Origin of the sequence: Edaphobacter aggregans DSM 19364, assembly GCF_000745965.1 — a bacterium.
In the GTDB taxonomy this organism is placed as follows: Bacteria; Acidobacteriota; Terriglobia; order Terriglobales; family Acidobacteriaceae; genus Edaphobacter; species Edaphobacter aggregans.
In genome coordinates this window covers 26,885-52,120 of sequence record NZ_JQKI01000046.1, presented here as the reverse complement: position 1 = coordinate 52,120, position 25,236 = coordinate 26,885, and the positions used below count along the sequence as shown (strand labels likewise).

The window sequence follows — 25,236 nt, the reverse complement described above, 5'->3', positions numbered from 1 at the left end:
CTGGCGGATGATACCGAACGATCTTCCGCCGTGGCCGGTGGTGTACCAGCAGACGCGGCGCTGGATCGGTGCCGGATGCTTCGAGATCATGGTGGAAGACCTGCGCTCTCTGTTGCGTGAGTTTGCCGAGCGCAAGCCGCAGCCCACGGCGATGGTGGTGGACAGCCGGACGCTGCAGTCCACGCCGGAGTCGGGTGCGCGGGCGGGATATGATGGCGCCAAGCGGCGCAAAGGAGCCAAGGTGCACGCTGCGGTAGACACTCTGGGCAACCTGCTCGCCTTGCATGTCACCGCCGCCAGCGAGCAGGACCGCGCCCAGGTCGAGAAGCTCGCCGAAGCGGTGCAGCAGATCACCGGAGACCATGTGGAACTTGCCTACGTCGACCAGGGCTACACCGGAGAAGCCGCTGACAGCGCGGCCGCCCGGCACGGCATTCAACTGGAGGTCGTCAAGCACACGGAGGCCAAACGCGGCTTCGTCCTGCTGCCGCGCCGATGGGTCGTCGAGAGAAGCTTCGCTTGGGCCGCACGATTCCGCCGACTGGCCAGAGACTACGAACGCCTCTCGAAAACCCTCGCCGCCTTTCACTACTTCGCCTTCGCGTGCCTTATGCTCAGCAGAATCTTCAAACTGCTCAACTGAAGTCATTAACAGCCTCTAGCTAGAGGATCTGCAGCAGAAGGGTTGGATCGATCTGATCCACCCGGATGATTTTGAGGAAGCTTCAAGCCATTGGAATCGATTGCTCACGGAAAGCGTTGGATATGACACTGTCAATCGCTTTATGTGCACCGACGGGCAATACCGATGGTTTCACATCAGCGTTGCCGCTATCCGCGATGACAACGGAAAGACCATCGCGTTTCACGGAATCATGCTCGATACGACCGCCCAGAAAGCGGCGGAACTTGCTCTCCAACAATCTGAGCAGCAGATGCAAAGGATAATGGACGCGGTTCCTTCAATCTTGTTTTCGAACGCGCCTGATGGAAAGCTTACATTCACCAACAGGAAGGCACGTGACTACGTTGGAATGACCCTGGATCAGATCCAAGGTTGGGGATGGGTAGAAACCATTCACCCCGAGGAGCGGGAATACGTTGTCGAGGAATTTAAGAAGGCACTTGCAAGTGGGAGCCCCTTTGGAGTTGAACATCGATGCCGGCGAGCGGACGGGATTTATCGTTGGTATTTGAGTCGTGCAGAACCCCTGCGTGACGAAGGGGGGCAGATTCTACAGTGGTTTGGGGTCGGCATCGACATCGACGAGCGAAAGCGAGCGGAGGATCATTTACGGGAAACCCGTGTCAAACTGGCGCGAGCATCGCGCATCGCCACCGTGGCTGAGTTGTCCGCATCGATCGCGCACGAACTGAACCAGCCTCTCACTGCTGTAATCGCAAACGCGCAGGCAGCTCGGCGCTGGCTATCAAGCAGTCCAAGTAATTTTAGTGAAGCAATGACTTCCATAGAACGAGTGCTGTGCGACGGGCGCGTTGCCGACAAGAGGATGCAGCACATTCGGGCGTTGTTCAAACAGCAACCGCTCAGGAAGAAGCACGCCTGGCCTTCGCAGATCATCCGCGAAGCGATACGATTTGTTCATGAAGACGCGAACAGAGCTGAAATTCCCATCGATGTACAAATTGCGGGTGATCTTCCGCCACTCTTAGTCGAACAAATTCAAATTCAGGAAGTATTGATCAACCTTATCTCGAACGCTATCGAGGCGATGGAAAGCAATGCCCGGCCGGCTCATCTCATGATAAGAGCCAGCCTCGTCAACGAAGGCGAGGTTCTGATCGAAGTCATAGACAGTGGACCAGGCCTGAAGGACACTGAGAATATTTTTGACGCCTTCGTAACTACCAAAGAAAAGGAATGGGGATAGGTCTGGCCGTTTCCCGATCCATTATTGAAGGGCACGACGGGCAATTATGGGCTGAGAACAATCCAGACTATGGAGCCAAGTTCAGCGTTAAAATTCCCGTCGCAGATGTGCGGCGCGCGACGAGTGCGTAGCTCGAGAGCTGACCAGCAGTTGAGCGCCGAGATCTCCTTGGTTCGGCGATAGCAGTCATCGTTGCGACTTCCCCCGTACAGAATTTGACAAAGTCGAGGGTACTCTCGTATTTTTAAATGAAAGTCGAGTGTATCCTCGATTTTTGGAGCTACGTTGAATTCATTGAATCTCGACTCAAAAAAAACCGCTCTCGTCATCATTGACCTGCAGAATGCTATCGTCGGCATGAATACTGCGCCCCATCCCGCCGCTCAGATCGTTGAAAACTCAAAAAAACTCGCCGAAGCCTTCCGCGCCAACGGCGCACCGGTTGTATATGTTCGCGTCGACCTGAACGATTTGCTAAAGTTTCCAGTCGACGAGCCGCACAACATGGGTGATAAGCCAATACCCGCTGTAGCCTCGGAGATCGCCGCTTCCGCGGGTTTCCAACCCAACGACATCCTCATCACGAAGCGCCACTGGGGCGCCTTTGCCGGTACAGACCTTGAGCAACAGCTCAAGAGCCGCGGCGTCGACACAGTTGTCCTCACCGGCATCTCCAGTAACGTCGGCGTCGAATCCACCGCCCGCCAGGGCACCGGATTCGGCTTCGCCTTTGTGGTTGTCGAAGACGCCTGCTCTGCGCAGGACGCTGATCAGCACCGCTTCGCCTTCGAGAAGACCTTTCCACGTCTGGCGAGGGTAAGGAAGACCGATGAGGTCATCGCCGCCCTTGCTTAAGGTGTCCAGTGAAATCGGAAGGGGGTATGCATCCCTCGTTTCCACCGTCGAATTGATCCGGCGTTTGGAGGCCTCGTGAGCCTCGATCTGGCTACCGACGTCGAGCAGACGAAGGAGTCTTCTTCAAGGCATTGCGCACACTTCGGCTTTCGTTTCGTCACGCCGCTCGCGCTCGGATCAACGCTGAATCCTATCAATTCGACGATGATTTCAACGGCGCTTGTGGCGATCGCGAGGGACTATCACGCGAGCGTCGCTCAGACCGGATGGCTCATCGCGGGCCTCTATCTAACCAGCGCCATTGCCCAGCCCACGATGGGGCGCCTGGCGGATCTGTTTGGCCCGCGCCGGGTTTACCTTTTCTCGCTCTGTGTCGTGACGCTCGCTGGCATCGCGGGCGCAATCGCTTCGTCATTAGGCATGCTGATCGCAGTCCGTGTTCTGCTCGGAATAGGAACCTCGGGGGCCTATCCGTCTGCGATGCGCATTTTCCGCACGCAGGCGGACCGTATTGGTGCGGACCCGCCGCGTGTCGCCATGGGCTTTATGTCGTTTGCCGGGACCGCGACGACAGCCATCGGGCCTGTGCTTGGCGGAGTTCTGACCGGATACTTCGGGTGGCACTCGATCTTCACGGTGAACCTTCCCCTCTCCCTGCTCACCATCCTCCTCGTTCTTCTGTGGGTTCCCAAAGATGAGCAGCCCGCCGGCAACTTTGTGCTCCTGCTGGAGGAACTCGATCTGATTGGCATCGCACTCTTCGCGGCCTTCCTGTTCAGCCTGATGTTGTTCCTCATGAATCTCAACCATCCTACGTGGTTGGTATTGGCCGTCGCCGCCGTTTTCGGTGTTGCACTGGTTATCCACTCCTTGCGCCGCAAGCAGCCATTCATCGATGTGCGCATGCTGGTCCGCAACCGCCCTCTGACTGTGACTTATCTGCGTATTGGCGCGATCCTGCTGATCGTTTATTGCATTCTGTACGGCTTTGCTCAATGGCTTGAAGCCGGAGCTGGTTTCAGCAGTTCCAAAGCGGGCCTCGTCACACTGCCGATGTCCCTCCTAGCCGTTATGGCGTCGCTCGCGGGCGCGCGCACCAAGGGAATCCGAACCCCCTTCATCGTGAGCACCGCAGCAGCCCTGATCGGCTGCTTGTGCCTGTTCCTGATCAACCACGAGACACCTGTGTGGATGATCGCTGCGGCCGTCATGCTCTTCGGCCTGCCGACTGGTCTAGCATCCACCGCAACCCAGGCAGCGGTCTATATCCAGGCGCCGGTGGACGAGATCGGCACAGCCTCCGGTTTGCAACGAACGGCGACTTATATCGGCGCGATTACCTCAACCAGTCTTCTCGGTCTCATGTACGGTCAGCACGCGACCGACCACGGCCTGCATCGTCTCGCTATAGTCATGGGAGTGCTGAGCGCAGTTCTTCTCGTCGGAACTATCGTCGACCGAACGCTTCCGCGCGGTCACATCGGCTAATCGCCCGAAATTACATCCGGTCGCCTAATAGAAGATGTATCTATGGGTACTTCGTGGAAAACACACCAACGAGCGCGGTCCTTTGTTCCCGTCGGAGATTGCGAACGCTCAGCACACTCAATCCGTGTCACATCCTCGCAGCTGTGCTGGCTTCTTGTCTTAATGATCGTTACCTTTGTTCAGTGTCCATCCTCGTTGTTTGGGCAAACACCGCCATCAGCGAACGTGCAGGTGGGTCACGACTCCTGGACCTTCAAAGAGGGAGCGCCCGCAGACGTGGCGTGTTTAGCGCAGACCAATGACGGGTTCCTATGGCTGGGCGGCCCCAATGGATTATTTCGCTTTGATGGAACGCGATTCGAACCATTCAGCTCGCCGTTTGGCGATCGGCTCCTCTCGACCAACCTGTACTCCTTGTTCGCACCGCCATCTGGTGGCCTCTGGATCGGCTACACGTTCGGAGGCTTCAGTTTCCTGGATAAGGGACGAGTGACCAATTATGCGACCGGGATTGGAAGTGTTTACCGTTTTGCCCAGGATCGGAATGGAATCGTATGGGCAGGCGCATCCAGTGGTCTATGGAGATTCGATCATTCGGGGTGGCAGCATATCGGGGTTGAGTGGAACGCTCCGGCCGGACCCGTTGCAGAGGTTGGATTTGATTCAGAGGGAATACTGTGGGCTTTGGCGGGCAGTTGGGAGACTCCGAAGGACCTCATCTACGTCCTGCCCGGGACCAGACACTTCAAAATAGCTGAGAGAAATCTGTCAGTCCCAGGGTTCACGTTGGATGCGGATCGAGCCGTCATGACCGACCCTGCAGCCCCGCCGATGTTCGACTCGAGCGACGATTCTGATAAGAAGCCGGCTGCCTACCCGGTGCTCAAAGACTCCCTTCTTGATCGAAACAACAGTGTTTGGATCTCACCCTGGGATAAGCCCGTCCTGATGCGCCTTCCAAAAGACAGCCTGCGTGATGTCCGGAACAATGCGTCCACAGCTATTTCTGAAACCTACAACATCAACCCTTTTCAGATGGCAGGGCTGGTGGATCGTGAAGGAAATATCTGGTTTGGAGACACCAGGGGCATACATCGATTCTTCTACACCCCGTTGATCAGACAGGAATTCCCGAAAGAAACATCGGGGAGTTCGAAACTCGCCTTGGTTGCTGATGACAATGGGGCGGTATGGATCAGTTTCGGCAGTCTTGGCAATAGGTTCAATGCGGACCTTTATCATGTCCTGGGCGGCAAAGCCGAGCGTCGTCTCCCGGAGGTGACATCGTCATTCGCCTACCGCGCACCTGACAAGACGTTCTGGTTCTCCGGGGAACATTGTCTTTGGCATCTTGTCGGAGACGATTTCGTTCGCGTGAACCTTCCCCCGGAACTGGTGAACCAATTTGAATTCCTGCAGACGATTACCGGGGATCAACAAGGAGGAATATGGGTCTCCTTCGGCCGCCACGGTTTGTACCGGTTGGCCGATGGCATTTGGACACCTTACGGTGGCCGCGACGACCTCCCTAAGAAAGCTATATTGTTTGAATTTACCGATAGCTTGGGTCGCGTCTGGTTCGGCTATACGAACAGTCAGCTGGCAGTTGTGGATAGCGATCGGGTCCGTCGATTCGGCCCGAGCGATGATCTTCAGGTGGGCAATATCACGGCGATCTATGGACGAGGATCAAAGATTTGGGTCGGGGGTGAATTTGGGCTGGAGCAATTTGACCAGGGACGCTTCCACAAGATCGCCGCTGTGGATGACCAATGGCTGCGCGGAATCTCTGGAATCGTGGAAACACCCGGGGGAGATTTATGGCTCAACGCGATTTCTGGGATCTTCCATATCCGTAAGGCGGAGATCTCCGAAGCTTTGAAAGAGTCCGCGTATCGGGTAAAGGGCGAGCACTTCGGCATACGCGAGGGACTTTCAGGGCTTGCCACCCAGTTGCGTCCGTTTCCAACCGCCATCGAGGGCGCCGATGGGCGATTGTGGTTCGCGTTGCGCAACGGAGTGGTGTGGCTCGATCCAGCAGCTCACTCTGAAAAACGGACAGTGCCGGCTCCGATCACCATCCAGTCTGTCTCTGCCGACGACAAATTCTACGCGCCCGATCCTCGTCTCTCATTTCCCGCCCACACATCGAGCGTGCAGGTTAACTACACCGCAGTGAGCCTCACCGATCCCGAGGCCATCCGATTTCGCTACAAGCTGCAGGAAACAGACAAGGACTGGCACGAAGCGGCGGCGGCCACTCCCGTTACCTATCGCAACCTTCCTCCCGGTTCCTATCATTTCAGCGTTGAGGCGTCAGATACGAACGGCGCCTGGTCCGGCGCACCCGCAAGCATGGCTTTCACCATACGACCGGCTTTCTACCAGACCACCTGGTTCCGCTCGTTGTACGTGGCTGCGCTTCTGGCATTCCTTTGGGGGCTGCATCAACTCCGAGTGCAACAATTGCGGCGGGAGGAAAGAAACTTTCGCGAAGCCTTTGAGACCATTCCGGCGTTGGCGTGGATCGGTGGACCCGATGATGTCATTCAATTTTTGAATCGACGCTGGGTTGAGTATACCGGGTTGTCGCAGGTGGAAAATCCGAAGGAAATCAGGAAAGCTGCTATTCATCCCGACGATCTGGATCGAATTGAGCAACGACTGGCCTCGAGCATTGCCAGTGGTGAGCCGGTCGAAGAGGAGCTGCGCTTCCGCCGCACCGACGGGGAGTATCGGTGGTTTTTGAGCCGCAACGTGCCGCTGCGGGACAAGCGAGGAAAGGTCGTGAGATGGTACGGTACGGCGACCGACATTCAAGATCGCAAGCGTGCGGAACAGCTGCAGGCAGACCTTGCACACACCAATCGGGTCAGCATGCTCGGGGAATTGGCTGCCTCAATCTCTCACGAGTTAAAGCAGCCGATTGCCGCGGCCATGGCCAATGCGCAGGCCAGCCTGCGATGGCTGAACCGCGACCAGCCGGACCTGGACGGGGCGCGCCGGGCAGCAGAAGCGATCGTGAAGGACGAGAAGCGTGCAGCCGACATCATCGATCATTTGCGGTCGTTGTATAAAAAGACTCCTCCACAGCGAGAGTCGGTCGCCGTGAACGAAATCATCGGCGAAATGGTCCTGCTGCTGCGGGGCGAAGCCAACGAGTATGCCGTTTCGATTCACACAGACCTTGCCGCCGATCTTCCCAAAATCACGGCGGACCGAGTGCAACTGCAGCAGGTACTGATGAACCTCATGCTCAATGGTATCGAGGCAATGAAGCAGACCGGCGGAGTGCTCACGGTCAAGACGAGACGAGGCGAGTGCGGTCAAGTGCTGATCTCAGTCAGCGACACCGGAGTAGGCTTGCCGGCCGTCAGAGCGGACGAGATCTTCAATGCCTTCTTCACCACGAAACCACAAGGCAGCGGGATGGGGCTGGCGATCAGCCATTCAATCGTGGAATCGCATAACGGCCGTTTGTGGGCCACATCCCACGACGGACGAGGCGCGACGTTTCATTTCACTCTGCCCACCGCAGTTATGGAAGTGTCTGCGGCAAAGCGTGGATCGCGAAATAGACGATGAAGTGACACGTATGAGGATACCTAGTTGAGGCTGAATCGCCGAGTCACTCATCGAAAGCCCATTGGTACCAAGATTGTTGGCTAGTGTTTACGAACGCGGTTGGATCCACTTGGATGTATAACCGGCTTCTCGGATAAGTGATCGCTACTAATTGATTCGCTGCGGATTTCTTCATGACGCTCATCCATCACTGATGGCATCATAGTGCTGAGTGTGTGGCCCTATTCAGTGGCCATCCATTTTGCGGAGCGGTTCATTCTATTGAATGTTGCAGAATCTCAGCGTCTGGGTCACACGACCAATACACGACCATCGTACGGTCGAAACCATCCCAAATGGTCCTAAACCATCCTAAAAGGAGGAGGCCACAACGCTAATCATCTCAATGATATCCGCTGATTCCAGAACACTTAGTTAGCTTGCTAGGCGGCCCTGAAAAGGCCGGCGTCGGCGGTTCGATCCCGTCTCTGGCCACCATTTAGAATCAATAACTTACAAGAATTGACCAAAAGCCTCCGAACATGCGGAGGCTTTTCTTATTTCTTCTAACATGCTTATTTTCTTTTACTTATCGACAAGTACGAGTCGTAGCCGCAAAAAGGCTGGCGTCGCTCATTGGGAAGTCGTAACCTCCTGATTCGAAAAGACTAGTTCGGTCCATAAATTGCGAATTTAACCACGAGAACAATGCAGGAACATAATGAAGCGTGATTATATGTGCGAACGACTGCTACGCGTCCCAAGGAGGCCGCTTGCGGAGTCGATCGCCACGACATGAGCTAGTGCTGGTGATGGACACCGCGTCCGCCAAAAATTCGCCTATGCGGTTGCACGGTGTTCCCCCACTCCGTCGCCATCCTGTTCCACTTTCGTAGGACGCTCTTTCTCGAAGATCCATTCATAGAGAACGGGCAGGAGCAGCAGAGTCAACAGTGTTGAGGTGAAAAGTCCGCCGATCACCACACTCGCAAGGGGTCGCTGGACCTCGGCACCCGTGGAGGTCGAGAGTGCCATAGGGATGAAACCAAAGCTCGCAACACAAGCAGTCATCAGCACCGGACGAAGGCGACGGCGTGCTCCCGCAAGCACCGCATCATAAGTCGTTTGTCCGGTCTCGCGCACCTGATTGATCGAGCTGACCAGGACTACTCCATTCAACATGGCGACTCCAAACAGGGCGATGAAGCCGACAGATGCCGATAGGTTCAGGTTCATGCCTCGAAGCCAAAGTGCCGCGATGCCGCCGACGAGAGCGAATGGGATATTGCCGACCACCAGCAGCGCTTGCTTGAAGGACTTGAAGGTGAGATAGAGCAAGATATAGATCAGAAAGATGACGACCGGAATGATGATCATCAGACGCCGGGTTGCACGTTCTTGATTCTCAAACTGGCCGCCAAACTCAATGGAATAGCCCGCGGGCAGCCTCACCTGGCGTGCAATAGTTGCCTTTACCTCTTTGACGAAGCTGCCAAGGTCACGTCCACGCACATTCGTCATGACGACCATGCGCCGCTGGCCCTCCTCACGGTCAATCTCGACCGCCGCGCGCACCACCCGCACTTTCGCTACTTGCGCCAGCTTGACCTGTGCCCCTCCCGGAGCGCGCAATGTGATGTCTTGCATAGTCTGAGGATTCGCGCGGTAGGAGTCAGGCAGACGCATCGCAATGTCGTATCGTTTCTGGCCATCGATCAATTGCGATATGACTGCCCCGGAAGCGCCAGCCTCCACAGCCTGTTCTACGTCAGAGACATTCAGGCCATAGCGAGCCAGAGCGCCACGGTCGACGCGAATAGTGAGATCAGGCACGCCGGAGGTGAGTTGAATCTGTGCATCCGCTGCTCCGCGCACGCTGGAGACGCCGCGGAGAACTTGCTGTGAGAGCGAATCGAGGGTGCCGAAGTCGTCGCCGAAGATCTTGATGGCGAGGTCTGCCTTCACCCCCGAGACCGTCTCATCGACGCGCATAGCCATCGGCTGCGTGAAGTTGTAGTTGAGACCGGGGATCTTTGCGAGTTCCTTGTCGACTGCGTCAATCAAATCTTCTTTGCTATGGAAGCGATGCCACTCGTTCATCGGACGCAACAGAAGGTAGGTATCGCCTTCGTTGATACCCATCGCTTCTGTCGCGAAGTCCGGGCGTCCAATCTTGATCACGACATCGGCGATCTCCGGAAACGCTCGGAGTTTCTGCTCGATGCGCTTGCTGATCTCGACTGAGTCCGTGAGAGAGATGCCGGGCAGCTTGCGCGTCTCTACCAGAATCGAGCCTTCGTCAAGTTGCGGCATGAACTCAGTGCCAATTACGGTGAGCGACCAGAGAGCCACAACGAGGATGAGGAGCGCAACCGCAACCGTCGCTTTGCGGTTGCGGATGACGGTGGCGAGCAAACGCTGGTAGCGGTCGGCAAGCCTTTCCATCCATCCTGCGGAGGTCCGTGTACTCTTCGCCGGCAGCCCTTTGCCGAAGGTGAAGGAGGTAAATACCGGAATGGCAATGAGCGCCAGCAGGAGCGAACCGAAGAGCGCGGAGCAGACGGTGAAGGCCATAGGCCGGAACATACGACCTTCGAGTCCCTGCAGGAAGAAGATAGGCAGATAGACGGCGATGATGATGACAACGCCGAATGTCATAGGCCGGGCGACGTCATGGGCAGCCCGGTGAACGGCGACAAACCCGGATTCACCATCCCGACGTTCCTCAAGACGATGGATAGAGTTTTCCATCATGACCACTGCGCCATCGACGATCATGCCAAAGTCGATCGCACCCAGGCTCATCAGGTTCGCGCTGAATCCGAAGACCCGCATGTTGATGAAGCTGATGAGCATAGCCAACGGAATAATGGAGGCAGTGATCAATGCGGCGCGCACATTGCCGAGAAAGAGGAAAAGAACGACCGTAACGAGGACGAAACCCTCGAAGAGGTTCTTTTTGACGGTGCGAATGGTGCCGTCGATCACCGTTGACTGATCGTAAAAAGGAACGATCTTAACGCCTGCGGGTAGACGCATGTTCTTGATTTTTTCCTTTACCGCGGCAATGACGCGCTTGCCATTTTCGCCCTTCAGCATGATGACCATGCCGGAGATGGTCTCGCCATTGCGCAGTACGGCACCCAGGCGGGGCGCAGGCCCGATACCCACTTTAGCGACATCGCTCAACAAGACCGGAACACCGCGGCTTGAAAGCAGAACGATGTTCCCGATGTCCTCGGCGCTCTGTGAACGTCCCTCGCCCCGCAGTGTATATTGCTCGTCGTTGTGTTCGATGTAGCCGCCGCCAAAGTTCGCGTTGTTCTCACCAACGCGCTGCGCGACATCCCGCAATGTCAGGCCGTACTGCGTCAGCAAGGCGGGATCGACGATGATCTGATATTGTTTGACCTCTCCGCCCCAATTATTGATTTCGCTTACGCCCGGCACGGTACGAAGCTGCCGCTTGATCTGCCACTCCTGCAGATCCTTGAGTTCCATTGGGGTCATGGGACCGCTGAGAGTGTACTGGTAAAGTTCGCCGAAGGCAGTTGCGGGAAGCCCCAACTGCGGCTGAATGCCTCTGGGCAACTGGGCGGTCACCTGCTGTAAGCGTTCGTTGACCATCTGTCGCGCGAAGTACATCGACACAGAATCGTCGAAAACAACGGTGATGATAGAAAGGCCAAGCTTCGAAAGTGAGCGAACCTCCTGCTGCTTCGGCATCCCCATCATCGCCTGCTCGACGGGATACGTGACGAGCTGCTCGACCTCAGTCGGTGGCATGGAGGGAGCTTCGGTCACGACCGTCACCTGATTGTTGGTGAGGTCGGGAAATGCCTCAACGGGCATGGTGTAAAGGGCGTATCCACCTGCCGCAACAAGTGCGATGACAAGCATCAGCACGATCCAGCGTGCAGAGAGGGCGACGTCGATGATGCGATTCAACATGTCTAGTCTCCGATCGAGGATTTGAGAAGCTGTGACTTCGCGATGAAACTTCCGTGGGTGATGACCTGCTCGCCCGGTTTTAATCCCTGAAGGATACGTACCTTGCCGCGTATGTTTTCCCCCAGTTGCACTGCCTGCACTCTGAACCGGTCCGAAGCCACGCGAACAAAAACAACATCCTCACCGTTCACTTGTTGAATGGCCTCCTGCGGGACAAGAACAACGGGAATACCGTCTCCCGCGGTGAACTCCGCGGTCGCCAGCATCTCAGGGCGAAGGCGATTGTCGGGATTCCTGATCTCGATGCGTACCTGCATGAGCCTCGTCATCGGATCGAACTCTTGACCCAGGTTCGTGATCTTTCCGGTATAGTTCGCCTCTGGCACATCCGGCAGTGTAACCGTCGCTGTCTGCCCAGGATGTAACCTGGAGAGCGTCGCAGCATCCACTGAGGCGAGCATCCACAATCGACTGAGATCCCCGATCACGAAGGCATCCGTCGAAGTCGAAATTGTCGCTCCGGGGGTGACATTCTTCTGCAGAATCCGACCACTCGCCGGAGCCTTGATTGGAATCAGGTCCGTATCATCGGAACTGCCGGCAGGGGCGTCAGCTCGCAAACCAAGGGTCTCTTCCAGGTGGGTCGCTTCGCGGCGCACAATATTATCCGCTTCGCGGGTTGCGCTTTGAGCGTTTACAAGTTCCTGCTTTGCCGTTTCGGTTTGGGAAACTGATTCGGCCTTGAGCGCGTAGAGTCGTTGACTGCGGTCGTAATTCTTCTGCGTCAGAGCCTCGGCTGCCTGCAGGCGGGAACGTTCTGCTACGGCGTTGGCGTAAGCCGCCCGAGCCTCGTGCACATCGTGACTGTGCATACGAGCAAGGACCTGGCCCTTTTTCACCGGGTCGCCGAGATTGAAATAGACCCTTTCAACCCTACCCTCAGCAAGAACGCCCACGCGCCATGTTGCATTGTCCGGAAGCGCAATCCGGCCCTTCGCCCGTTGGGTCGCTGCGGCGGTGCCTAGTTCGACAGGGGCAACCTCAATCTTCTGTTCCGCCTGCGCCTGGGACGATAGGGTTACTTCATTCGAAGAGCTTTTACTTTCGCCTGTGGCACTAGCATCATGCTTCGTATCATCTTGCGCATGACGGCAACCGCTGACAAGGCAGCACGCCAGCGCACATGCGCACGCGGCTCTTTTTGTGATTTTCACTGATCCACTCCTTCCGCATAGTTGAGTGCGGCGACACTGAGATGAAAGCCCTCCAATGCGCGGACATAGCTTAGCTCTGCATCCACACGCGCGCGCTCCGCATCGAGCAGGCGTAGCAAGTCCAGCCCTCCAGCCTGATACGCGGCCCGGCTGATATTCGAAATCTCGATTGCTTGTTCCCGTAGTGGCTTGAATGTCTGAAGATATTGTTCCCGGCGCATCTCGAATTCCCGCTGCGCTAACGCCAGCTCGGCTGAGAGCCGATTTCGCGTCGCCTGGTAAGTCTCGCGCGCGGCGTCTTCTTCCGCATGGGCCGCCGCGACTGCTCCTTGATTCCGATTGAAGAGCGGAATATCAAACTGAACTCCAGCTACCGGCGAATCGATGTCCACATCTCGCTTATAGCCACCCGTGAAGAGCAAGTCGGGCCTGCCGTTTGCCTTCTCAAGCCGCGTCTGCGCTTCCGCTTTGGTGATGGCCTGCCGGGCAAGTTGCCCTTCGGCGCGCAGAGATACGGCATCCGCCCCCGCTGGGACTGGCTTTGGATCTTCCAGCGTCTCAAAATCCTCAGAGAGTACCCAGGAACTATTAGGCGCTGCGTTCATCTCCTGAGCCAGCATCAAAAGTGTCTTCTCGGAGTCGAGCCTTGCATTTGCCGCCGAAGCGCGGATCTGCTCCCCTTGTAGACGCACCCGCAGCAGGTCCACCTCCGCGATCTTGCCTTCGCGGAAACGAACCTCGTGATATTCGATCACCTGTCGGAAGTAGTCCGCATCTTGTGCGTACAGGGCAGCGAGAGACTGTGCGGCCTTCGCCTTCCAGTAGCTTTCGCGCACGTTCAGCACGATCTGACGACGCGCTAGGTCGGACTGCAGGCGGCTCTCTTCCGTACTCTGCTGCGCGACAGCAATGCGGCCTCCCCGCTTGCCAGAGGTCTCCAATCGCTGTTCGCCCTCCCAGTACGTTTGCGAGCTCTCTCCAAAAGGAGAGGTTTGCGGGCGAAGGTCTTCTTTACGGAAGAGAAACCGCGGATTGGGGATCAGACCAGCCTGTGCGCGCAGCCGCTCCGATGCCGTTACCCGATCGTTCGCGGCCCGCAGTTCGGGACGGTGTGCAAGTGCGTAGCTGACCGCGTCCTGGGCTGAGAGAACTGTCTGTCCGTGACAGAGCCTTGCGCATAGGAGCAATCCTGCAAACAGAGACAATAGCAATCGATTCATGCGGTAAGTCCTGCAAAAACATCGCTAAAAGCCGCAAGGGGAAAACGGCAGCAGATGGAATAGGCGCCAACCGCCAGGGGCGCAGCAGCGAGGCAGGACTAGACGGGAGGGGAACGCGGGGAGGAACGGGACCTACGTGGTGGATCATGACCGCCCAGGATGTTTGGCTCAAAAAATGGCTCCGATGACCGTACAGGGACAACGGTGTAGACCGAAGTCAGGATGACGACTGGAGTAGAGAGATCGTTGATTGTCGCCGAAAACCACTGCTGAAATACAGCGTCATCGTCAGGATCAAGACCGCGAAACGTCGCCGACTTGGAGGCCGAGAGGTTATGGTGCGGAAAGTGAGTGTGGAAGAACTTGTGCGAGTGGTTCTCGGTGCTCTCGTGCTCATGAACATGCAGAAACGGCGCTTGCAGGAACGTAAGCGCCAGCACCAAGTTCATCAGCATGGAAATGCAAGATCGCACCCCCATATAGTACCGTTCAACCGGCAAGACAGGTAACTTGCTCGGTGTTTACTGGCCCGGGAATATTGGGTTTATCTGGGATTCTACATCGACACAATAGTTGTTCGTTATCGCCAGTAGCGTTAGCACCGGAACTCTGCACTATCGTTGGCGAATCGCAACGCATGTAATCGCGTTTACGGCATCGGGGCGTATATGCGAATCTCCGCAAGCTGGGATTCATGTTTCCTTACGGCAACATACAGCTTGTCGAACTCCGCCGAGAAGTAACCTGTCCGCGCTCCGCTGACCGTCTTGATTCGGCCAAGCTCGTCATAGTGGTCGGCATCACGCTGTTGGAACACCGAAATCCCGCCTTCTCCTCCGATTGCATAGATCCGGTGACGCCGTTCGTCATAAAAGACATCGTCGCAGTCCCCAATGGCAGGCAGAGTCGCAACCCGCTTACCTTGATCCGTATCCAGTACGATGAGCCGCGCGGGAAGCCGGGTTACTACGAATAACCGATGGTCCCGCTCGTCCAAGGCCATTGGATAGTTGGCTAGCGGCCCTCCCGTGCTCCACGATTCCACTACCGTTCGCGTCTTACGGTCCACGACAGCGACCTTCCGGGATCCTGGCAAGTTGACGAAGACTCTCGATCCATTCTTCTCCAACTGGAACGACTCAGGATGAGCGTCCAGTTTGATGTCTGCGACTTTCGTCCCTTCTTGATCAAATTCCCCCAAAGCGCCTCCGCCGTAGCCAACCCAGGTGTGGTCACCATTCGAGTCACGGCGGAGGTTGTCGGCATCATCACCGTACGAAGTCGATTTCAACATCTTCCAAGAACCTGCATCGAATGCCCGGACTGACCCATCTTTGGCGTTCGCTACGAGGAGGCGATTCGCTGACGGAATGTAAGCGACACCCTGAGGCTCTGCCAGGCCGTTGATGGTATGAACTCGCTTATTCTCGCGCAGATCGATCACCTCGAGAGAATTGTTTCCTAAAGCTGCCACAAACAGCCGCTGACCCTTCAGATCGATCGACAGATGATCGATGCGTCCCTGGACTTCGGCCATCGGAATCGTGGTTTCGAGCTTGAGCGGTTCGCTTGCGCCGGATTGCCCTAACGAATGACTAGGGACAGCTGCCAGCGAGAGTAGAAGGATGACAAATGCCGTTTGGTTCATTTGTGTCGCTCCAATTCATTTCATTTGCTTCTCGGCTTGTAGACGACGATGCGCGCTACTGGTTGACCATTCTCTTCCTGCTCAGGGGCATACACGCGATGGGTTGAGGGATCCACGGCAAGGCTGTGCACCAGCTTTTGTGCCGGAACGTCTTCAATCTTCCGAAAATGCTGGGGATCGTCTTCCTGCACGATTGAGATGGCGCCACTCGAACATGCGGCATATACCCGCCCATTCCCTGTGTCGAACTTCACAACATCTGCTCCGGTAGGGATCGGGAAATGAGCAATGGCTTTGTGGTCATCTAGGGCGAATACGGTCAGGTTGTGAGTCGCGCCGCAGAGCAGGAACGCTCGATGGTGCTCTGAATCAATGGCCATTCCGTGATCGAAGCGACAGCCTTCTACCGGATACCGGCCAATAATGCGATCGGTTGACGGGTCAATCTCCGCCACTTCGTTGGTAGAACGAAGAGTCACGTAAATCCTCTTCGCAACTGCATCGTATCCGGGAGTGCCGGTCTCGCTGTCGAATCGCAAAACCTTTACAACCTCGTCCTTGTCAACGTCAATGATGCTGACCGCCTTACCGAGTGTATTAGCGACATATACCTTTCGAAATGGCTCTGCGTAGGAGATTCCATTTGGCTTGGATTCTGTGGGCAGGCGCTTAACCACCGATATCGTCCGAAGGTCGACTACTCCTATCTTCTCTTCGCCCCAGTTGGAGGTGTACACCTTGTGCAGCCCCGGTACGTATTCGAGTCCAGTGATACCTGGCAGCCCCGGAATCGCCTTCACCAATTTGTTTGTTCGCATATCGATGACATACAAAATGCCTGGGCCGAGGTGGGCGGAAAGGAGATAGTGATCTTCACCATCTACGGCGAGATAGTCGAAGCGTTGACCTTTCGGGCCGGGCAATTCGATATGCGCGATCTCCTCTAACGATCCTTGAAAGAAGAACATTGCCATTCCCAGGGCGGCGATGAAGGCGCGGTCTACCATCTCAGCTCCTCCTCTCAGAATGTTTGGCCCACCGACGGTGGCGAGGTCGATTTCCTTGAATATCGTTCATCCAGAATCTACTTGACTTGTGGCTTTTGTGAGTTTGTTTCGTCAAGCGCGGCGCGAAGCCCTTGGGCCAACTTGACGGCATCGTCGTTCGCCCAAAAGTGCATGAAGTAAAGATGCGGCTGCTCAAACAGCATGTGATTGTGCATGGCCGTCACGTCTATTCCATGTGTGCGCAAAGCACGGATCACTGGATTCACCTCGCTGGCGAGCAGAACAAAATCGCCAGAGATCGCAGCCTTGCCTTGGCCCGTTGGCTGGAAGTTGATAGCGGTAGCAACTCCCATTGCAGGTGGAATCTCCATTTCACCTTCGGTAATCTTCTCTATCCGGGGAACGGAGAATTGCAGGATGCCTCCGCTGACTTTTCCGCTGTAACCAAGAGCTTGCTCGACCTGCTCGGTATTGAGGTCGATGGCCTGCGGCGTAGCCGCTGGCGTTGCGGGGGGCGGGCGCGGGGTCTTCGTCAAAGCAATTGCAGCGGCAAGCGAACGCGCTAACACAACCGGATCGCCATGCCCTTCAATGTGCATGTAGATCACCCGCGGCGATTCACCCAACAGATGGTTATGAATGGAACTCTGCTCAATCTTCTCCTGCTGAAGCTTCAACATGACCGGTTCGATCTCTTCTTCGCTCAGAACAAGGTCGCCCATCACCATCGCCTCGCTTCCCATTTTCTTGAAGGCAAGCCAGGAGCCCAGCGCAAGTCCGGGCGCAACGATCACGCCATCCTTCACGATCTTCATGTCTTTGCGCGGCAGCGCGAACTTGTAGACTTCGCCCGGCTGTAGTTGACCCGGTCGGCCCAGCGCAGCCTCCACAGGCTTCCATGTTGCAGTGGAATCATCCTTCGTCTGTGCAAACGTACAACAACAGACAAGCAAACACGCAGCAGCAGACAACACGTTTCGTCCTATCATCATTTCCCCCGTTTTCTATGCGATCGAATGATAGAGCCCTTCGATCAGCTCCATCCCGCGGCGCAACAGTTCGACATCGGGGATGCCTTGCTTGCCCCATCCCTTCAGAATCTGATTGATGGTGATGCCCTCGGTGCGACCGAATTTCTCATCATCGAGATCGGCATCGTGGATAGCCTGCCCGATCAGTCGCACCTTCTTGTCCGCGAGACCGAAACGGGCACAAAGAGTTTCAAACGTGCATTTCTCGCCCTCATGACCGAAGCCACCGGCCTGATACATATCGAACGGCACGGCCTCAGGAAGAACTGTTGGATTGTTGTCAAAGAGGAAGGAGGCTTTGGGATCAATGAATCGCTTGATAAGCCATGCAGAGGAGACACGATCGATTCCTGGCCGTGGACGTGTGATCCAAGCACGGCTTTGATATTCCATTTTGGACACCCTGCCCTTCCTGACTCGCTCCTGCGCGGTTACCGGATGTTCTGCCTTGTAAATGGCTTCTTCAGCCTTCGCCTTGAGCTGACACTCGAAAAAGTCGACCTCGACGATCTCTTCAAACCGCCGTTTCTGTCGCGCCAGCTGTATAGAGAATCCCTGAGTGGACGGTTTGAGTTGTTGAACATCCCGGATGAGCGCCGTGTAGTCAGGTTTGCGCTCTTCACGGAACTTTTCCTTGAGCACATCGGACGGGAGGTCATCGATTGCCAGGACTTGAAGCACAGAGGCTTCTCCCTTGAATCCCCGGATCGCCGTAGCCAGCCACTCGAGCCGCTCCTGGTTCGCTGGCGTATTCGGCAACACATAGCCGGAGTTGCGCAACGCAAGTGTCCCATACTTCTGGAGCTTTCTCCATATACCTACCCTCTCGCTGGTTCTCTTCGCGGGTAGGCTGAAGATTAGCAAAAGCCAAGACGCGGACTCTCGATGTGATGTAATATTCATTACACGTAAATGTTACAGTATTTGCGTAGAGCTTGGAAGCATGCCCAGCGCGCACACGCAATCCGGTGCCGTTGCGCACAAGCGATTCTTTGGTCGGTCGCATTTTTTGGAAACGATATCGGTGATAGTTGCACAAACCAGCGTCAGTCAGACTCCACCCGTCTCTGGTAATGCGGTGACCATGACGGAGGAAGTGCAGTCTGCGTTGGGCGACTATCCGTTGATCCATATCACACAGGGAGAGTTCAACGCATGCTGAGTGCTGTGCGGAGCCAAAGCGTATTGCGTAGCCCGAGCTACGATGCTCGGCTCCTCTTTGTAACCCGATTCACTCGCCTATTTGCTTACGGCGCGCTGTCCGTTGTTCTCGTCTTCTATTTGACCGGCATTGGACTCAGTGAATCGCGGATCGGAATGCTTCTCACCTTGATACTCCTGGGGGATACGGTCGTTTCCCTGGTTCTCACAACCCAGGCGGACCGCATTGGGCGTCGGCGGATGCTCATTCTCGGGTCCTTCCTTATGGCCGGCGCCGGTCTTGCCTTTGCCTGTACGAGCAACTTCTTGTTCCTTGTGATCGCCGGAACCATCGGAGTCGTGAGTCCAAGTGGCAACGAGGTTGGGCCGTTTCTATCGATTGAGCAGGCCGCCCTCGCGCATGTCGTTCCGTCCTCAACGCGGACGACGGCATTTGCCTGGTATACCTTGACCGGCTCATTCGCGACCGCCATCGGCTCCCTCTGCGGGGGCATGCTCCCCTCCTTGGTAGATTCAGGCGGAGCGAACCCCATCAAAGGCTATCGTGCGGTTGTCATCGTTTATGCCGCCCTTGGCATGGTGTTAACACTAGTGTTCGCGCGGCTCTCATCTGCAACGGAGGTGGGCCCGGCCGAAGATCGCCTTTCAGGTCTCGCGGCTAAAAAAACTCTCCTCGGGATTGGACACTCGCGAGAGATCGTCCTCAAGCTATCGGGATTGTTTGCCCTAGATTCCTTTGGTGGCGGTTTTATCGTTCAAAGTTTCGCCGCCTATTGGTTCTACCTACGTTTCGGCGTGAAACCGGCCGCGCTCGGTGCGATCTTCTTTGGAGCGAACTTATTTGCCGGCGTTTCCGCGCTGTTGGCCTCCCGGCTCGCATTGCGGTTTGGGCTCGTAAGAACGATGGTCTTCACTCATCTACCTTCGAATATTCTGCTGATTTTGCTTCCACTTATGCCGACGCTTCGACTTGCGATCGCGGTTTTGCTGTTGCGGTTCAGCATCAGCCAAATGGATGTTCCGACGAGGCAGTCCTACACGATGGCAGTTGTTCGTCCCGAAGAGCGATCTGCCGCAGCCGGCATCACGGGAGTGGCGCGAACAATCGGTGCCTCTATTCCACCGATGTTTGTTGGCCTCATGTTCGCCAAGCCGCGTTTGATCAACGTTCCGTTCTTCATCGCCGGAGCTCTAAAGATCGCCTACGACCTTCTGCTCTATCGGAAATTCGTGGCAATCCGACCACCCGAAGAGGTATTGCGGTGATCAGTGGCAGCGAACTCGGCACTGCGCTTTCGGAGTCTGCGGATAATCGACGGATCGAGTTGCAGATGCTGTTCACGTTTTGAAACTCTGACACGTTTGCTATCAAAGTGGCGTGCACTGGTCACACGGTCCATTTGCAGTCGCCAAAAAACATACCGGGAGGTGTCAAAAAAGGGCGATCTCATCCCAGCTTAGGTAGTAAATGCACGTCATTCGGCCATCGTGTCTGGCGCTGGCTCAACATTTGCTCACTCCGCAGGGCAATTTAACGGATCATGTACGGCCAATAAGCCGTTGATGGAAGACAGGAGAAACAGAGAGCGTTTTGACCCTCGGGAACAATACGGGAACAACCTGGGGAGAGTCCGCGAATCGATGCCTGCTTCCTGGACCGTTGCAGCTGTCCGTTAACGTACTGGTTCTCTGCGCTGTCGTGGGTTTCGATCGCCAACCCGCTGTAAGCCCAGAGCTGTCGCTTGGTGCGAAAGCGGTCCGGGGTCTGGAGCAGTGCGATCAGCAGGGCCGCCCGGATGGGGCCAATCGACGGAATCTGACTTAACAGCTTCGACGCGCCGTGCTTTCTGCTCTCCAGCAATAGCTCGCGCCGCACTACTAGGCGGAGCGAGCGCAAAGCGTCCAACTGCACATAGTAGAACTCTGCCCGGCGGCGCACGCCGGCCTCCTGGATCTTGCCCAGCCACTCCAGGCGATGGCGCTGTCCATAAACTTGCTTCCCTGTGCAGGGAATAGCCCAGCTTCGATACACAGCCTTCACGCGGGTCATGACACGCGCCTGGTCTTTGGTGATGGTCAAATAACTCCGCGCCAGCTCCTTCAAGGGCCGGACTCCGTGCTCGCCGTGATAGACGGGCCGCAGCAGATTCGAGCGCAGCAGTTCAGCCAGCTTCCGGGCATCGATTCGGTCACTTTTGCTGCCTTGTTTCAGATAGTCATTGCGACGTGGATCACACACCACAAGCTTCGTGACATGCGGCTTCAGCAGGTCATACAACCACGCAGCCCAAGTGCCTTCTTCAAACGTCAGATATAGGCTCCCGCGCAGTCCATGCACGAACTCAAGAATCGTATTCGCCTTGGTTTCGATGATGCTTTCCATCACCAGCTTGCCGGAAGAATTCAGAACTGCGATCGAGATCGCGTCCTTGTGAACATCCATCCCGATATACTTTGTGCTTTCCATAGAAGAGTGCTCCTTTCTGACGGTGAGACAGCAAACGCTCACAGCCTAAATCCAAGGGGCGACCTCTTATATTGCGTCGGCGTCGGCGGTTCGATCCCGTCTCTGGCCACCATTTAGAATCAATAACTTACGATGAATAAAACATTAGCCCTCCCGGATGGGAGGCTTTTACGGCTTTTGAATAAAAAGCTTATTTTGAATAACATGACACTTTTCATGTGTGGTCGCGTATTGGTCGTGCACGGTCTTGCCGACTAAAGGATATCTTCCAATTCTCTTGGAATGTGCAAATTGCGAAATGCCGCAGAATGGGCGACGCCAGCCCTTTCAAGGTCGCTCTACTCCTTGATCGCTGGGTGTTCTGATACGAACTTCGTTCAAGAGGATTTCAGCATGCAGGCATGCATTTCTTCAGGAAATCACTGATCAGTTCGTCGGTCGGTAGATAAGCTAAACAGAAGGTAGATGCTACTCACTGAAAGGAACCCCAAATGCCAGCAAGGCTGTTTTGGGTGGACGATGAAGGAATCCGAGTAGTGTTGGCTGCCTTCCCATCGCTTTCCATATAAGAAGTGCAGCGGCGTTCATGTAAAGCAAACGCACCTGATCTCGGCTTTCACCTTGTTGAGCATAGATGCTGATTGTCGTAAGGAGTTTTACCTGTTCCGACTCGATCAGGTACTGCCCCATACTGATGGCAGGGGCATTTTGGATGTCCTGCACTTCCTCTGTACTTTGTGCGACGATTTGGTAATTCAGTGCAGTTCGAGAACGTCCAGGATCGAGATCGAACAACAGATCGTTCGTCGTATGGGCGGCAGTATATTTGGAATTTTCCATATGGCCTCCTCACGAGAAGTGGATTGTTACCGGTCATACGCGACCTTCTTCGGTTGATTTCTTCCGTCTGATGGAAAACCAGTAATATCTTCGCCAACAGTTGACGCAACGAATTGGAGAAAGTGCAAACCAACTCAACGGACCATCCATAGCACCCGACTCGGCCGTCTTAAATTCGATCGAGCTACAGAGAGGACACTCTCGACGGAACCAAAGTAATCGTGGAAATCGGCTAGGCCAGTTTAGGTTTGAGGTATTCATTCTGTTTCCTCGCGATTGAGCAACGGCTGCGCTAAGAGCCGTTCTCGTCGGCCGAACTGGAATTTGAAGCCAGCCACGAAAGAAGAGTGCGTATGCTGCCGGTTGCCATTGCGATACAGGAGTCCCCTGCTCCGTAATAGAGGTGAATTATGTCTCCATCAGCTCCTATGGTCTGGCCGCAGGGAAACACAACATCATTAACATCTCCTCCCCGCTCGTAGGGGGCTTCCGGACCAAACATCCATGAATCACCTCGCTGCAGGCAGATATCTGGGCTGTCCAGATCGAAGAGAGCAAGCCCCAGGCGATAGATGCTTCCGGACGCTGTATGTCGGACTCCGTGATAGATCACCAACCAACCCTTCTCCGTCTCAATCGGCGGCGAGCAGAGACCTATCTTGTTGGCATCCCACCATCCTCCCCGGCGTGCCTCGAGCATCACTTTGTGACTGCCCCAATGCCGTAGATCTGGCGAGTACGAGATCCACATATGCGCACCGAGTGTTGTCATCGGTCGATGAATCAGCGCCCAATAGCCTCCTATTCTTCGGGGGAGAAGAGCAGCGTCCTTGTCTTCCGGCGGCATGACAACGCCATATCTCTCAAAGCTTCTGAAGTCTTTCGTCAGCGCAAGCGAGACTCCTGGACCGCCGCGAGCGAAGGAGGTGTAAGCAATTGCATACTGTTCCAGCTCCGGGACATAGGTAATTCGCGGATCTTCGATGCCCCATATCTCTTCAGGAAACTCACGTGGGCTTGCCATCAATGTCGGTTGAGCATCAATGCGCCATCCATCGACTCCATTTGCGGAGCGGGCAGCGCAGAGATGCGACAGACCTCGCCGGTCTTCCACGCGGCAAAGCAGTAAGGTGTCACCGTCGGGGAGCTTTACGGCACCGGCATTGAAAACGCTATTAATCGGATATGGCCAATCTCTTCGGCTCAGGATGGGATTGGCGGAATGGCGAGTGAACAAAGAGATTTCTTCGCTCACGTTTGAACGCGGCTGTTTGGTAAAGGCGTCTTCAGGCCACGCAGTCGGAAGGGCAATTGATTTCAATTGGAGACACTCATTTCCTGGTCCGGGTTTTCTATGCTTGCTATTTCCACGTTTTGCATCTCCAGAAGAGCCATCAGAAACGAAAGCGTTGATTCCGCTCCCTGGTTTTCATTCACGCGATCTGGGTGAAGTCCATCTTTACAGCCGCCGGTTACAGCGTCGTACAGTGGAACTTGTAGGTCGTTCTCCCCGAGAAACCAGCGAAAGGCACACCATGCTTCCTCGATCCAGTGCTGCTCTTGGGTGATTCGATGTGCGAGTACACACGCTGAAATTGTCGCGCAAGCTTCTATTGGTTGCTGATCGAAACGAGCTTTCCAGCCGTCGGCGACAGCAAACCCCATGGAGCCTATTGGAACGAAGACCATGTCATTGCCTCGATGCTGCTCCGCGACAAGCCATTGAAGAGACTCGCATCCTGCTTCGATCATTCGCCTATTGTCACTTCGCCAGCCTGCCATGAGCAGTGCTTGTGACAATCTGGCGTTGGAATAGGAAAGGCTCTTCTCAAACCACAGCCATGGTTCTGAATGAGTGTTTTCATAGGCTGCCAGCAATCGATTTGCGAGTATATTGCGTGAATCCTGAACGACTCTGTCTCCAGGAAACCAATCGAGATACGCTTGCATACCCAGTACCGAGAACGCCCATGCGCGAGGACTGGTAAATGTCATGGTGACGGAGGCGGCTGCTTCAAAGAGTCTTCCTGCTGCCCCCCTAAGACCCGCATCTTCCGAATTGCCGAGCACTGTTCCCAATGCCCATAAGGCGCGGCCGTGACTGTCCTCAGAACCGACGTCTTCCTGCCATCTCCGGTCGTAGCCCATAAAATTTCTAAACCTAGCCGTTTTGTCATGGAACGCAAGCCAAAGAAAAGCAAGGTATCGGCGGGACAGGGTTGCGAACTCACAGCTGCCAGTCAGCGGAGATCCGTTGAGTAGTGTTGTCACAATGAGTGCGCGCGCGTTGTCATCTGTCGTGTAACCCTCGTTGCAGTTAGGTATGGAGAAAGTAGCATGCTGCAACAGGCCTGTATCATCTGTCATGTTCGATAGATGGGACGTATTGAGACTCGGTAGGCGGTCTGTTGCCTTGAGCGTGAACAGATCTTGCAGGGCTGGGCGCGGGCGCAGCATGCGTTCAACACGCGCACGCTGAAAGCTTGCCATATAGGCTTGCGCTGTTTCTTGCCACGTCGTGCCCCGTGAATGAAGATAGGCACGCTTCCGCATCGCATGGCGCTCGGCGTCATTGTCTAACAGACTAAGGACCGCGTTCGCCATTGAAGCCGGATCGTCAAACGGAACAATGACCCCACGCTCGTCGGCGAGAAGCTCTTTTGCATGCCAGTATGGTGTAGATATGATCGCTTTCCCAGCCCCGAGAGCGATTGCAAGCGTGCCTGAGACAACTTGGGCCTCTTGACGATAGGGGGTGATATAGATATCCGCGGCGCCCACATGCTGCACTAGCTCTTCGGAACTTACGAAGCGATTGTTGAAGATCACGTGTGAGGAAACGCCGAGATCACCGGCCAGCTGTTGTAGCCCTTCTCTATATTTCTCGCCTTCTGATCG

19 protein-coding genes are annotated in these 25,236 nt (G+C 55.5%); 7 read left to right on the top strand and 12 right to left on the bottom strand.

The window, feature by feature from the left end; translation table 11 throughout:
• The 6 genes from Q363_RS17635 to Q363_RS36245 form a co-directional block, all read left to right on the top strand.
• A partial coding sequence (locus Q363_RS17635; RefSeq protein ID WP_035352700.1) for an IS5 family transposase occupies positions 1-643 on the top strand: 643 nt, incomplete at its 5' end.
• A gap of 28 nt (positions 644-671) precedes the next feature.
• Positions 672-1,892: a PAS domain-containing sensor histidine kinase gene (locus Q363_RS17630; protein WP_281176021.1), complete on the top strand. Its 1,221-nt coding sequence runs from the start codon at positions 672-674 to the stop codon at positions 1,890-1,892.
• Entirely contained in the window at positions 1,883-2,023 is a 141-nt protein-coding gene (locus Q363_RS46405; protein WP_157467085.1) for an ATP-binding protein, read from the top strand. The genes Q363_RS17630 and Q363_RS46405 overlap by 10 nt, the downstream gene beginning before the upstream one ends.
• A 154-nt stretch (positions 2,024-2,177) precedes the next feature.
• A complete protein-coding gene (locus Q363_RS17625) occupies positions 2,178-2,747 on the top strand; it encodes a hydrolase (protein WP_035352679.1) in 570 nt (189 codons plus the stop codon).
• Positions 2,748-2,822: 75 nt separating this feature from the next.
• Positions 2,823-4,235, top strand: coding sequence for an MFS transporter (locus Q363_RS17620; protein WP_051978927.1), 1,413 nt, complete (start codon positions 2,823-2,825; stop codon positions 4,233-4,235).
• 807 nt (positions 4,236-5,042) lie between these two features.
• Positions 5,043-7,820: an ATP-binding protein gene (locus tag Q363_RS36245; RefSeq protein WP_169747029.1), complete on the top strand. Its 2,778-nt coding sequence runs from the start codon at positions 5,043-5,045 to the stop codon at positions 7,818-7,820.
• 819 nt (positions 7,821-8,639) lie between these two features.
• On the opposite strand, the gene Q363_RS17610 is transcribed toward Q363_RS36245, so the two are convergent.
• From Q363_RS17610 to Q363_RS17575, 8 genes are all read right to left on the bottom strand, one after another.
• Complete coding sequence (locus Q363_RS17610; RefSeq protein WP_035352677.1) at positions 8,640-11,750, bottom strand: efflux RND transporter permease subunit; 3,111 nt, start codon at positions 11,748-11,750, stop codon at positions 8,640-8,642.
• Between the two features lie 2 nt (positions 11,751-11,752).
• Positions 11,753-12,964 (bottom strand): efflux RND transporter periplasmic adaptor subunit, encoded by a 1,212-nt coding sequence (locus Q363_RS17605; protein WP_035352674.1) that lies wholly within the window; start codon positions 12,962-12,964, stop codon positions 11,753-11,755.
• The gene (locus Q363_RS17600; RefSeq protein WP_084080484.1) at positions 12,961-14,184 is read right to left on the bottom strand and encodes a TolC family protein; all 1,224 of its coding nucleotides are present in this window, start codon (positions 14,182-14,184) and stop codon (positions 12,961-12,963) included. Before Q363_RS17600 ends, Q363_RS17605 begins: the two co-directional genes overlap by 4 nt.
• A gap of 98 nt (positions 14,185-14,282) precedes the next feature.
• Positions 14,283-14,639, bottom strand: coding sequence for a hypothetical protein (locus Q363_RS17595; protein ID WP_035352668.1), 357 nt, complete (start codon positions 14,637-14,639; stop codon positions 14,283-14,285).
• A 194-nt stretch (positions 14,640-14,833) separates the two neighbouring features.
• The gene (locus Q363_RS17590) at positions 14,834-15,832 is read right to left on the bottom strand and encodes a YncE family protein (RefSeq protein ID WP_035352665.1); all 999 of its coding nucleotides are present in this window, start codon (positions 15,830-15,832) and stop codon (positions 14,834-14,836) included.
• Positions 15,833-15,852: 20 nt separating this feature from the next.
• Positions 15,853-16,839 carry a YncE family protein gene (locus Q363_RS17585; RefSeq protein ID WP_035352662.1) on the bottom strand — a complete coding sequence of 329 codons (987 nt, stop codon included), beginning with the start codon at positions 16,837-16,839 and terminating at the stop codon, positions 15,853-15,855.
• A gap of 77 nt (positions 16,840-16,916) precedes the next feature.
• Positions 16,917-17,729, bottom strand: coding sequence for a DUF1259 domain-containing protein (locus Q363_RS17580; protein WP_051978925.1), 813 nt, complete (start codon positions 17,727-17,729; stop codon positions 16,917-16,919).
• A 114-nt stretch (positions 17,730-17,843) separates the two neighbouring features.
• On the bottom strand, positions 17,844-18,773 hold the full coding sequence (locus Q363_RS17575) for a chromate resistance protein ChrB domain-containing protein (RefSeq protein ID WP_084080483.1): 930 nt from the start codon (positions 18,771-18,773) through the stop codon (positions 17,844-17,846).
• 252 nt (positions 18,774-19,025) lie between these two features.
• Between Q363_RS17575 and Q363_RS17565 the strand changes: the two genes are divergently transcribed.
• Entirely contained in the window at positions 19,026-20,297 is a 1,272-nt protein-coding gene (locus Q363_RS17565) for an MFS transporter (RefSeq protein WP_051978924.1), read from the top strand.
• Positions 20,298-20,562: 265 nt separating this feature from the next.
• Here Q363_RS17565 and Q363_RS17560 read toward each other — a convergent pair whose 3' ends face one another.
• From Q363_RS17560 to Q363_RS17545, 4 genes are all read right to left on the bottom strand, one after another.
• A complete protein-coding gene (locus Q363_RS17560; RefSeq protein WP_035352650.1) occupies positions 20,563-21,498 on the bottom strand; it encodes an IS110 family transposase in 936 nt (311 codons plus the stop codon).
• A gap of 468 nt (positions 21,499-21,966) precedes the next feature.
• Positions 21,967-22,338 carry a hypothetical protein gene (locus Q363_RS17555; protein WP_035352647.1) on the bottom strand — a complete coding sequence of 124 codons (372 nt, stop codon included), beginning with the start codon at positions 22,336-22,338 and terminating at the stop codon, positions 21,967-21,969.
• A gap of 292 nt (positions 22,339-22,630) precedes the next feature.
• Positions 22,631-23,659 (bottom strand): glycoside hydrolase family 130 protein, encoded by a 1,029-nt coding sequence (locus Q363_RS17550; protein WP_035352644.1) that lies wholly within the window; start codon positions 23,657-23,659, stop codon positions 22,631-22,633.
• Positions 23,656-25,236, bottom strand: a 1,581-nt coding sequence (locus tag Q363_RS17545; RefSeq protein ID WP_035352691.1) for a glycosyltransferase, incomplete at its 5' end; no start/stop codon positions are given. The genes Q363_RS17545 and Q363_RS17550, both read right to left, overlap by 4 nt.